General features: G+C 54.1%; 12 protein-coding genes. All 12 read left to right on the top strand.

What is annotated here, in order from left to right; translation table 11 throughout:
- The first annotated feature begins 17 nt into the window (after nucleotides 1-17).
- The 12 genes from KNP95_RS07230 to KNP95_RS07175 all read left to right on the top strand — a co-directional run bounded on the left by KNP95_RS07230 (nucleotide 18) and on the right by KNP95_RS07175 (nucleotide 11996).
- On the top strand, nucleotides 18-485 hold the full coding sequence (locus KNP95_RS07230; RefSeq protein ID WP_029595732.1) for a cell division protein SepF: 468 nt from the start codon (nucleotides 18-20) through the stop codon (nucleotides 483-485).
- A 4-nt stretch (nucleotides 486-489) separates the two neighbouring features.
- Nucleotides 490-762, top strand: a complete 273-nt coding sequence (locus KNP95_RS07225; RefSeq protein ID WP_021067051.1) for a YggT family protein — start codon at nucleotides 490-492, stop codon at nucleotides 760-762.
- Complete coding sequence (locus tag KNP95_RS07220; RefSeq protein WP_021067052.1) at nucleotides 763-1533, top strand: YlmH family RNA-binding protein; 771 nt, start codon at nucleotides 763-765, stop codon at nucleotides 1531-1533.
- An 18-nt stretch (nucleotides 1534-1551) separates the two neighbouring features.
- Complete coding sequence (locus KNP95_RS07215; protein WP_021067053.1) at nucleotides 1552-2097, top strand: DivIVA domain-containing protein; 546 nt, start codon at nucleotides 1552-1554, stop codon at nucleotides 2095-2097.
- 270 nt (nucleotides 2098-2367) lie between these two features.
- Nucleotides 2368-5094, top strand: coding sequence for an isoleucine--tRNA ligase (gene ileS / locus KNP95_RS07210; RefSeq protein WP_058763332.1), 2727 nt, complete (start codon nucleotides 2368-2370; stop codon nucleotides 5092-5094).
- 58 nt (nucleotides 5095-5152) lie between these two features.
- Entirely contained in the window at nucleotides 5153-5626 is a 474-nt protein-coding gene (gene lspA / locus KNP95_RS07205) for a signal peptidase II (protein ID WP_214836343.1), read from the top strand.
- Complete coding sequence (locus tag KNP95_RS07200) at nucleotides 5626-6537, top strand: RluA family pseudouridine synthase (protein ID WP_214755777.1); 912 nt, start codon at nucleotides 5626-5628, stop codon at nucleotides 6535-6537. Before lspA ends, KNP95_RS07200 begins: the two co-directional genes overlap by 1 nt.
- Before the next feature lie 201 nt (nucleotides 6538-6738).
- On the top strand, nucleotides 6739-7272 hold the full coding sequence (pyrR, locus tag KNP95_RS07195) for a bifunctional pyr operon transcriptional regulator/uracil phosphoribosyltransferase PyrR (RefSeq protein ID WP_021067057.1): 534 nt from the start codon (nucleotides 6739-6741) through the stop codon (nucleotides 7270-7272).
- 49 nt (nucleotides 7273-7321) lie between these two features.
- Nucleotides 7322-8623, top strand: a complete 1302-nt coding sequence (locus KNP95_RS07190) for a uracil-xanthine permease family protein (protein WP_214836340.1) — start codon at nucleotides 7322-7324, stop codon at nucleotides 8621-8623.
- 130 nt (nucleotides 8624-8753) lie between these two features.
- Entirely contained in the window at nucleotides 8754-9659 is a 906-nt protein-coding gene (locus KNP95_RS07185) for an aspartate carbamoyltransferase catalytic subunit (RefSeq protein WP_021067059.1), read from the top strand.
- Complete coding sequence (locus KNP95_RS07180; protein WP_214836337.1) at nucleotides 9656-10936, top strand: dihydroorotase; 1281 nt, start codon at nucleotides 9656-9658, stop codon at nucleotides 10934-10936. The genes KNP95_RS07185 and KNP95_RS07180 overlap by 4 nt, the downstream gene beginning before the upstream one ends.
- Complete coding sequence (locus tag KNP95_RS07175) at nucleotides 10914-11996, top strand: carbamoyl phosphate synthase small subunit (RefSeq protein ID WP_029595727.1); 1083 nt, start codon at nucleotides 10914-10916, stop codon at nucleotides 11994-11996. Before KNP95_RS07180 ends, KNP95_RS07175 begins: the two co-directional genes overlap by 23 nt.
- Nucleotide 11997: the final 1 nt, after the last annotated feature.

Genomic DNA, 11997 nt, shown 5'->3' with positions numbered 1-11997 from the left:
TTAAGGAGGAATCCGTTATGTCAATCAAAAACAAAATGAAGGACTTCTTTGGACTCGAGGAAGATCCGAACAACCAGTTCGAAGGAGACGAGTATGCTGTCGCCGAAACGAAGACACAACCGATGACGGAGGCAATCGTCAAAACTGAGGACCGTCCGAAAACATCGAACAATATCGTCGCGTTGAACACGAAGAAGAAAGAACGTTCAAAAGTCGTCTTGGCCGAGCCGCGTGTATTCGCCGAAGCCCAAGACATCAGCGACCAGTTGAAAGAAAACCGGGCCGTCATCGTCAACCTTCAACGGATGTCGAAAGAGCAGTCTCGTCAAGTCGTCAACTTCTTGTCAGGTGTCGTCTATGCGTTAGAAGGGACGATGACGTCGATTGGACATAACACGATTCTATGTACTCCGAACAACATCGAGTTGACGGGGTCGATCTCGAACTTGATTTCGGAGGACGAACTCAATAGTAAAGGGTGGTAACTGAATGGAAAATGCTATACCTGCGTTAGGCAACACGATCGTTACATTACTTGGATATTATAGTTGGGTCTTGATTGCCTATATTTTATTATCGTGGTTCCCAAATGCGCGTGAATCAAAGTTTGGTCAAATCTTGTCGTATCTTTGCGAACCGTTTTTGAATCCGTTTCGTCGCATCATCCCACCAATCGGCGGGATGCTCGACATCTCCCCAATCGTCGCTTTATTTGTGCTACGGATGGCGCAATTTGGAGTGCGTGCGATTTTCGGTATTTAAATGAGCGTCTTCGATCATTATCGACCGAACGAACGGGCATTTATCGAGCAAGTGCTTGATTGGGTTCAACAAGTCGAGGACAACTATATGTTGAAAGTGACGGACTTTTTAGATCCACGCGAGCAACAAATCGTCCGGCAACTCGTCGGAAAGCAGCTCGCGATTTACGAGGATGGCGGATTTGTCGGCGCGGAACGGCGTCGTCTCATCCTGGCTCCGGATTATTACGAGCTCGACCCGAACGATTTCGAGATTGCGATTCGTCAAATCGACTATCCGACCAAGTTCGTCGAATTGACGCACCGTCAAGTGACGGGAACGCTCTTGAACGCCGGGTTGAAGCGGCAGAAGTTTGGCGACGTCGTCCTCGATGATGGCATCGCCCAGTTCGCCACGACGCGTGACGCGGCCGGTTTCATCGAGATGAACGTCGATCGGGTCGGCAAGGCCCGGATTCGCATCTCCGAAGTGGCGCCCGAGGCTGTGCTCGTCGTACCTGAAGTCAAATGGAGCGATGAGTTCGGTATCGTCTCATCACTCCGGTTTGACACGGTCGTCAGCGAAGTGCTCGGTTTATCTCGGCAAAAAGCGCAGGCGCTCGTCAAACATGGAGACTGTAAAGTGAATCATAAACCGATTGATGATCCGAGCTTCATCCTTGAACCAGACGATTTGGTCTCGATCCGAGGGTATGGCCGTGTCAAACTGACGGCGATTCTCGGCTCGACAAAGCGTGAGAAAATAAAAATCCAGTATGGCATCATACGTTGAACTTAGGAGGAAAGTCGAATGGCGTTGACACCGATTGATATTCATAATAAAGAGTTCTCGACTCGTTTTCGCGGGTACGATATCGATGAGGTCAATGAATTTTTAGATCAAATCATTAAAGAATTTGAACTATTGATTCGTGAGAATAGAAGGTACGAAGAGCTCGTCAACGATATGCAAGCCCGTATCGACTACTTCTCCTCGATGGAAGACACGTTGAACAAATCGATTATCGTCGCCCAAGAAGCAGCTGAAGAAGTGAAGACGAACGCGGCCAAGGAAGCGAGTCTCATTTTGAAGCAAGCCGAACGCGAGGCGCTCGCCCGTGAGGAAGAAGCCTCACGCAAAGAGCAGCTCGCCGAACGTGAAGTCATTCAAATGCTCAAGAAAGTCGAATTGTACCGGACCCGGTTCCGCGTCCTCGTCGATGCTCAGATGGAGCTCTTGAACAGCACGGAATGGGACACGATTGTCGGGGAGCCGCCGGTCCAGACGGTTCTTGACGATACGACCGAACTTGCGTATAATGACGACGAAGTCATACCAACAAAACATCACGGATAATACACAATACGTCGATTAGGACACGTCGATAAAGTCATACCTACGAAGCGACTTAGGGAAGGTGCAAGCCTAAGAGAAAGACTTTATCGGTATCCCCTATGAGTGTCGGGCTGAAGTTAGTAAGCGCGACCGCCTGACCTCGTTATCGGTTACCAAGAGCGGTCTCGGGGTTTTTCCTGAGATTAGTAGGGTGGTACCGCGAGTCGACCAACTCGTCCCTATTAGGGGCGGGTTTTTTTGTTGTCAAAAAAAGATGCAGGAGGAGTTTCAATGAACTACAAAGACACACTATTGATGCCTGACACAGAATTCGCGATGCGCGGAAATCTGCCGAAACGTGAGCCAGCGATGCATGAGGCTTGGGAACAGATGGACCTATACAACCGCGTCCAAGAGAAAAACGCCGGGAAACCGCAATACATCCTTCATGACGGACCTCCGTACGCGAACGGCGACATCCATATGGGCCATGCGCTCAACAAAGTATTGAAAGACATCATCGTCCGTTTCAAATCATTGAACGGCTACCAGTCACCGATGATTCCGGGCTGGGACACACACGGTCTCCCAATCGAGAACGCGCTTCAAAAAGCGGGTGTCAACCGCAAAGAAATGACGGTCGCCGAGTTCCGTGAGAAGTGTGCAGCGTATGCGATGGAACAAGTGAACTCGCAACGTGAACAGTTCAAACGCCTCGGATTGCTCGCTGATTTTGACAACCCATACATCACGCTCCTCCCAGAATACGAAGCGGCTCAAATCCGTCTCTTCGGGACGATGGCCGAAAAGGGCTACATCTATAAAGGGAAGAAACCGGTCTATTGGTCACCTTCTTCTGAATCGGCGCTCGCTGAGGCGGAAATCGAATACTATGACAAGAAGTCACCGGCCATTTACGTGGCGTTCCAAGTCGTCGACGGGAAAGACGTTCTTCAGACGACCGATCATTTCGTCATCTGGACGACGACACCGTGGACAATTCCAGCCAACCTCGGGATCGCGGTCAGCGACGAGTTGACGTACACGCGTATCGAGCATGACGGCAAAGGCTATATCGTCGCCGAATCGCTCGTGGAAGAAGTGACGACGGCACTCAAGTGGACGGATTACACGGTGAGCGGTTCTTGGAACGGACGTGAGTTCGAGTACATGACGGCGCAACACCCGCTCTACGACCGGACCTCGCTCGTCATGATCGGCGATCACGTCACGGCTGATGCGACAGGTCTCGTCCATACGGCACCTGGACACGGGGAAGACGACTATCGTGTCGGACAAGCATACGGACTCGACGTCTTGTGCCCGGTCGACGACCGTGGTTATATGACGGATGAGGCGCCAGGTTTCGAAGGCTTGTTCTATGAAGACGCGAACAAACAAATCGGGATGAAGCTCGAAGAGAACGGCTATCTCCTCAACTTGAAATTCATCAAACACTCGTACCCGCACGACTGGCGTACGAAGAAACCGGTCATCTTCCGCGCGACACCGCAATGGTTCGCCTCAATCAAAGACTTCCGTGCCGATATGCTCCGTGAAATCGAAGAAGTGAACTGGGTGCCGGAATGGGGCATGACACGTCTCTACAACATGGTCCGTGACCGTGGGGACTGGGTCATCAGCCGTCAACGTGCCTGGGGTGTTCCAATCCCAATCTTCTATGCCGAAGACGGAACGGAGATCATCACGAACGAGACGATCGAACATATCGCCAACTTGTTCCACGAGCACGGATCGAACGTCTGGTATGAGCGTGAAGCGAAAGACTTGTTGCCAGCAGGCTTCACACACCCGAACAGCCCGAACGGCGAGTTCCGTAAAGAGCTCGACATCATGGACGTTTGGTTCGACTCAGGTTCGTCACATGCGGGCGTACTCGAACAGCGCGACAACTTGCGCCGCCCGGCCGACTTGTACCTTGAAGGATCGGACCAATACCGCGGCTGGTTCAACTCGTCACTCTCGACGGCTGTCGCGACGACTGGCAAAGCGCCGTATCGCAACGTGCTCAGCCACGGTTTCGTTCTCGACGGAGACGGACGCAAGATGTCGAAGTCACTCGGTAACACGATTGCACCGAACGACCTCGTCAAACAGTACGGAGCAGAAATCGTCCGTCTTTGGGTGTCGTCGGTCGACTATCAGTCAGATGTCCGCGCGTCACACGATAACTTTAAACAAGTGTCGGAAGTATACCGGAAAATCCGCAACACGTTGCGCTTCTTGCTCGGTAACTTGAACGGATTCGACCCGTCGATGCGTGTCGCGTTCGAAGATATGCCGGAAGCGGACCGCTTCATGGCGACAAAACTCAAACAGCTTCAAGCGAAAGTCGTCAAAGCATACGACACGTTCGACTTCATGGCCGTCTATCACTTGAGCCATAACTTCTGTGTCAACGAGTTGTCGTCATTCTATCTCGACTTCACGAAAGATATCTTGTATATCGAGCGCGAAGATGACGCGCGTCGTCGTGCCGTTCAAACGGTCATGTATGACACGGTCGTCACGCTCACGAAATTGCTCGCCCCAATCCTTCCGCACACGGCGGATGAGGTATGGCAAGAAGTGCCGGCGAAACAAGCGGATAGCGTCTTCTTGACGGACCTTGACGAAGTAGCGGCATTGTCGGAAGACGAGAAGGCGTTGCTTGCGAAATGGTCGAAGTTCCTCACGTTCCGTGACGACGTCTTGAAAGCGATCGAGATTGCCCGTGGTGAGAAATTGATCGGGAAACCGCTCGAAGCGAAGTTGCTCGTCGCGCCTAAAGGTGAGACGAAACAGTTGCTCGAGACGATCGACAACGTGCGCCAATTGCTACAAGTGTCACAGCTTGATTACGTCGACTCGGCTGATGTCGATTATGCGACAGCCGAAATCAGCGTCTTGAAAGCTGATGGTGCCGCTTGTGCCCGCTGCTGGACGTACTCGACTGAACTTGGTCAAGACGAACAGCACCCAGAGCTTTGCCCGCGTTGTACAGAAGTCATCGCATAAGCCGGACCGGAGTGGCGATCGTCCACTCCGGTTTCTTATGACTTGAAAGGAGAATCTGATGAAACGTTACTACGGATTAGCACTTTTCCTCATTTTGCTCGACCAAGTGACCAAATGGATCGTCGTCCAGACGATGACGATTGGACAGTCGATTGAACTCATCACTGGGTTGCTTTATTTGACGTCTTACCGTAATAAAGGTGCGGCTTGGGGCATGCTCGAAGGGCAGATGGTGTTCTTCTTTATCGTCACGGCCATCGTCGTCGTCGGTTTGATTTACTTCTTGCATAAAGAAGTGAACGGGTTCGATTTGCTCGGTTATAGCGTCGGGTTACTACTCGCCGGTGCCATCGGGAACTTTATCGACCGTCTCTTCCGCGGAGAAGTCGTCGACTTTGTCGACACGTACCCGTTCGGATACAACTTCCCCATTTTTAATGTCGCCGATATGGCGCTCACGTTCGGGGTCATCTTTATGATCATCGGCGTCTTGTTCGAAGAAAAATTAAACAAAGAAAGGGGACAATCGTAATGGAAACTTACACATTTGTCGCCGAAGAAAAGGCTCGTATCGATAAATGGATGAGCGAACAAAGTGATTGGTCACGTTCGCAAATCCAAGACTGGATCAAGGCGGGAGACCTGCTCGTCAATGGACAGATCGTCAAGCCGAACTATAAATTGCAAGAAGGCGACGAAATCGTCGTGACGGTCCCAGATGCCGTCGAACTCGAAGTATTACCTGAGAATATCCCGCTCGACGTCGTCTATGAGGACGAGGATGTCATCGTCGTCAATAAGGCACGCGGCATGGTCGTCCATCCGGCAGCCGGCCATACGTCAGGGACGCTCGTCAACGCGCTCCTTTACCACTGTGACGATTTGTCAGGCATCAATGGCGTCAAACGTCCAGGCATCGTCCACCGCATCGACAAAGACACGACCGGTCTTCTCATGGTCGCGAAAAACGATGTGGCCCACGAATCGCTCGCGAGCCAGTTGAAGGATCGTAAAATCAAGCGTGAATATATCGCCCTCGTCCACGGCGAAGTCGCCCATGAACTTGGGACAATCGAAGCGCCAATCGGGCGTGACACGAACGACCGTCAACGGATGACGGTGACCGACAAGAACGCGAAAGAAGCGATCACGCACTTCCGTCTGCTCGAGCGATACAAAGATTTCACGCTCGTCGAGTGTAAATTGGAGACGGGACGGACGCACCAAATCCGCGTTCACATGCGTTATATCGGCCATCCGCTTGCTGGTGACCCGAAATACGGTCCACGCCGTACGATTCAATTGAACGGTCAAGCGCTCCACGCGGCGACGCTCGGTTTCTTCCATCCGCGCACGAACGAATGGCTTGAATTCGAGGCGAAACTCCCAGCCGACTTCGAGGCGGAGCTTGCCAAATTAGACAAAATCGAGAAAACGCGTTGACTTTCAACCGATTCCGATTTATAGTCTAGGAAGCATAACACCTTTAAACCCAGTCCAGAGAGGCTGTGAAAGGATTGTGGCCGCGGCCACGACACGTCGATTATTTGAGGCAGAGGTCTGCCCTCACATATGAAGACTTCCTTTTCCAGCCGGATGAGGAAGTCTTCTTTTTTTATATAATTTGTGAGAGGGGGGAACTAGTTGAAACGTTCCACCATTTTAGACGAAGCGGCCATCCGCCGCGCACTTACCCGAATCGCCCATGAGATTATCGAGCGAAACAAAGGGACGGACAACGTCGTACTCGTCGGGATTAAAACCAGAGGCGAGACGCTCGCCGACCGGCTCGCCCGCCGAATCGAAGAAATCGAAGGCAAACCGATTGCCCTCGGCAACTTAGACATCACGCTCTACCGGGATGACTTATCAAAGAAATCACTCGACCCGGAAGTGAAAGCGACCGAGTTACCGCATGATATCAACGGCAAGACGGTCGTCTTGATTGACGACGTCCTTTATACAGGCCGGACAGTGCGGGCTGCCATGGACGCACTCGTCGACCACGGACGGCCGGATTATATCCAGCTCGCCGTCTTGATCGACCGCGGACACCGCGAGTTACCGATTCGCCCCGACTTTGTCGGCAAGAACGTCCCGACGTCGAAGTCGGAACAAGTCGTCGTCAGACTCAGTGAAGTCGATGCGACCGACGAAGTATTCATCAAACAGCAATAATCAAAAAACCTTTAAGGTGGTCCAGAGAGGCCAGGAAGGAGAACCACATATGAAACCCATCCTCAACATCCACGAGCGTCCCGCTCACTTACCGCAATGGCTGCTCTTCAGCCTGCAACACGTCTTCGCCATGTTCGGAGCGACGATTTTAGTCCCGATTTTGACGGGCCTAAGCACGTCCGTCGCCCTCGTCGCTTCCGGTGTGGCCACGCTCTCATTCCTAGCAATCACACGTTTCAAAGTCCCAACTTATCTCGGATCGAGCTTCGCGTACATCGCGCCGATTATCGCCGTCAGTCAACAATGGGGTGTCGAAGCCGCCTTGTTCGGAGGCATCATCGCCGGTTCCGTCTACGGCGTCGTCTCGCTCGTCATCTATAAGACAGGCGTGAACTGGTTGCTACGCTTGCTGCCGCCGGTCGTCGTCGGTCCGGTCATCATGGTCATCGGCTTATCGCTCGCACCGGTCGCCATCGACATGTCGATGAATAAGGACGGGGCATACAACGGAACGTTCATCACCGTCGCGTTGCTCACGCTCGGTATTACGATTCTCGCCATGACGACGCTCAAAGGAGTATGGGGCGCTGTTCCGATCTTGTTCGGAATCATCGGCGGTTACTTCATCGCGGCACTGTTCGGAATCATCGACTACTCGGTGCTCGGACAAGCGAGTTTGTTCCAACTGCCTGACTTCACGATGGTGTTCGTCGACTACATGCCGATGTGGCAAGTCGGGGCACTCCTCGCCATCGTCCCAGTCGCACTCGTCACGATGACGGAACATATCGGCGACCAGATGGTCACGTCGAAAATCATCGGCCGCGAGACGATGAAAGACCCAGGTCTCCATCGGACCCTCCTCGGCGACGGGGTCGGGAAAGCGGTCGCCTCGGCACTCGGTGGTCCACCGTGTACGACTTACGGTGAGAACAACGGGGTCATGGCTATCACGAAAGTGTATAGCGTCTACGTCATCGCCGGAGCGGCGCTCATGGCCATCAGTTTCGGATTCCTCGGACACGTCGAAGCGTTCATCTCGACGATTCCGAACCCGGTCAAAGGCGGCATCTCGATCCTCTTGTTCGGGGTCATCGCCTCGAACGGTCTCCGGACGATGGTCGAGAGCAACGTCGATCTCGCCGAGAAACGCAACCTCATCATCGCCTCGGTCATCCTCGTCATCGGACTCGGTGGGGCGATGGTCCAACTCGGTAGCTTCCCGGTCCAAGGGATGGCGCTCGCAACGGTCGTCGGGATTCTCTTGAACGCCTTCTTGCCAAAAGCGGAAAGCGTGGAAGAACCTGCTGCCGAAACAACTGAAGACACACGACAAGCAAGTAACTTTTAATTCGATCCCGTGAGGTCGGCAAAGTGAAGGCTCGTTTATTTGGGTGTGTTCTGCCCAGATAAAGGCGTCCCTTCACGTAGGTGAAGAGACGCCTTTTCTCTTTGCCTTCACATAAAAGGAGGAGACGAACATGAACATCATCAAACAACAACCGAAGCATTTTGTCAGCCTGGACACGCTATCCCTCGACGAGATTATGGGTTTGATCGAGGAGTCACTCCGCTATAAACAAGGGAACATGCCCCCATTGTTCGATGGGAAGACGGTCGCGAATTTATTCTTTGAAAACTCGACGCGAACGAAAAATTCGTTTCAAATGGCCGAACGGCACTTGAAGGTCCAGGAGATCCCGTTCGACGTGGCGACGTCATCGGTGACGAAAGGTGAGACGCTCTACGACACGTGCAAGACGCTCGAGGCGATCGGGGTCGATGCCCTCGTCATCCGCCATCCGGAGTCGGGCTACTACCATGAACTCGTCGAAACATTGAATATCCCGGTGTTGAACGGCGGTGACGGGAGCGGGGAACATCCGTCCCAGTCACTCCTCGACCTCGTCACGATCTTTGAAGAGTTCAAGACGTTCGAAGGATTGAATATCGCCATCTGCGGTGACCTCGTCCATAGCCGTGTCGCCCGCTCGAACGCCTCGGTGCTCAAGCGGCTCGGCGCGAACGTCGTCGGCTGCAGTCCCGCCTCCTGGTGGGACGAGTCGATGGGGCTCGAGCATCGTGACCTCGACGACGTGTTGGCCGACTGTGACGTCATCATGTTGCTGCGCGTCCAGCACGAACGCCACATCATGGGCGATATCTTCTCGAAAGAAGATTACCATGTACGCTATGGCTTGACGCCGGAACGCGTCGAGCGGATGAAACCGCAAGCCATCATCATGCATCCGGCCCCGGTCAATCGGGACGTCGAGATTGCCGGCAGTTTAATCGAACATCCACAGTCGCGTATCTTTCCACAGATGACGAACGGTGTTTACGCCCGGATGGCCATCTTAAATCGAGCATTAGGGGGACAATTATGATACTTCAACACGCAACTTGGTATGACGGGAACACGAAACGGACGACGACACTATTGATTGAAGACGGCGAGATCCGCTCGGTAGACTATAACGGCACGACTGAAGGACACGACGTGATTGATGCGACAGGGATGCTACTCATCCCAGGACTCGTCGATGTCCACGTCCACTTGCGCGAACCGGGTGGGGAGAAGAAAGAGACAATCAAGACCGGGACAGAGGCGGCTGCAGCCGGCGGATTCACCACAATCTGTGCGATGCCGAACACGCGTCCGGTCCCAGACGACCGCGCAACGATGGACCAGCTGTTGGCTAAAATCGAGCAAGACGCCATCGTGCGTGTCCTGCCATACGCCGCCATCACGAAACGACAGCTCGGTACCGAGCAAGTCGACATGGCCTCGCTCGCAGATTCGTTCGCCTTCACCGACGACGGAGTTGGCGTCCAATCGGCAGCGATGATGCGCGCGGCGATGCGGGAAGCGAAACGACTCGACAAGGCGATTGTCGCCCATTGCGAGGACAATACGCTCAAGGCCGGTTCAGTCCACGAAGGCCGATTCAGTGAAGAACATGGCATCCAAGGCATCCCGAGCCTCGCCGAGAGCATCCATATCGCCCGGGACGTTTTGATCGCCGAAGAGACAGGCTGTCACTATCACGTCTGCCACGTCTCTTCACGACAGTCAGTGCGCGTCATCCGCGACGCCAAACGAGCCGGCATCCGGGTCACGGCCGAAGTGACACCGCATCACCTCGTCCTCTGTGAAGACGATATCCCGGGCCTCGACCCGAACTTTAAAATGAATCCACCGCTCCGGAGCGCGGACGACCGGGAGGCGTTACTCGAGGGCTTGTTCGATGGCACGATCGATATGATCGCGACCGACCACGCCCCGCACACGGCCGAGGAGAAAGCGGCCGGCATGGAACGGGCCCCGTTCGGGATCACCGGTTTCGAGACGGCGTTCCCGCTCTTGTACACGACGTTTGTCAAAACGGGACAGATGGAAGAGGCGGCGCTCATCGAGTGGATGACGAAACGACCGAGCGACGTGTTCGGGTTGCCGTACGGTGTGATTGAAGTCGGCCGGGCGGCGGACCTCGCCCTCATCGACCCGGAGACGGAGCGGGTCGTCGATCCGACGACGTTCCGCTCGAAAGGGAAGAACACACCGTTCGCTGGGAAGAAACTAGTTGGCTGGCCGGTGATGACCATCGTGGCTGGGAAAATCGTATATAAGGGGAGATTCGATGAAACGAACATTATGGCTTGAGGACGGTACTTCATTTGTAGGAACAGCGTTTGGTGCAAGTGTGGAGACGATCGGGGAAGTCGTCTTCCAGACCGGGATGACCGGATATCAAGAGATGTTGTCTGACCCGTCTTACTGCGATCAACTCATCGTGTTGACGAATCCGTTGATCGGGAACTATGGCGTCAACCGCGAAGATTTCGAGACGACCGTTCCGATGGCGAAAGGGCTCATCGTCAAAGAAGTGTGCGACACACCGTCGAACTTCCGCTCGACCGCGACGCTTCATGATACGCTCAAACGCTTCAACATCCCGGGTCTAGCAGGAGTCGACACACGCATGTTGACGCGTCACTTGCGCTCACTCGGCGTCATGCGCGGTGTCATGGTCGACGGCGACTCGACGTGGGAGACGGTCCAACACCGCTTCGATGTTCTCCTGCCGACCAATCAAGTCGAGCGTGTCTCGACGAAGCGGGCGTATGTCAGCACCGGCAGCGGCCCACGGATTGCCCTCATCGATTTCGGCGCGAAGCTCGGCATCATGCGTGAACTCGTGAAGCGCGACTGTGAAGTCGTCGTCTTGCCGCACGACGTGACGGCAGAAGAAGTGATGCGCTATGAGCCGGACGGCGTCATGCTGTCGAACGGACCGGGGGACCCGAAAGACGTCCCGACGGCGTTACCGCTCATCGAGCGCCTCATGCCGACACTCCCGATCTTCGGGATCTGTCTCGGCCATCAGTTGATTGCACTCGCGAGCGGTGCCAACACGTTCAAACTCCCGTTCGGTCATCGCGGTGCCAACCATCCCGTGGTCGAACTAGAGACCGGAGCGGTGACAATCACGTCCCAAAACCACGGCTACGCAGTCGATGAAGCGTCGCTCGCGACGACAGGACTCGTCGTCACGCATCGCGCCGTCAACGATGGCACGGTCGAAGGTGTGAAGCATCTACATCATCCGACGTTCTCGGTCCAATACCATCCCGAGGCGGCACCGGGTCCATACGACGCCAACGATCTATTTGACCGTTTCATGCAACTCGTTCAAGAAAACAAACAGAAAGTAGGAATGTGAC

Origin of the sequence: Exiguobacterium sp. s36, assembly GCF_018618345.1 — a bacterium.
GTDB lineage: Bacteria > Bacillota > Bacilli > Exiguobacteriales > Exiguobacteriaceae > Exiguobacterium > Exiguobacterium chiriqhucha.
Note: the sequence above shows the minus strand (reverse complement) of the source record. Positions and strands in the feature narration are given on the sequence as shown.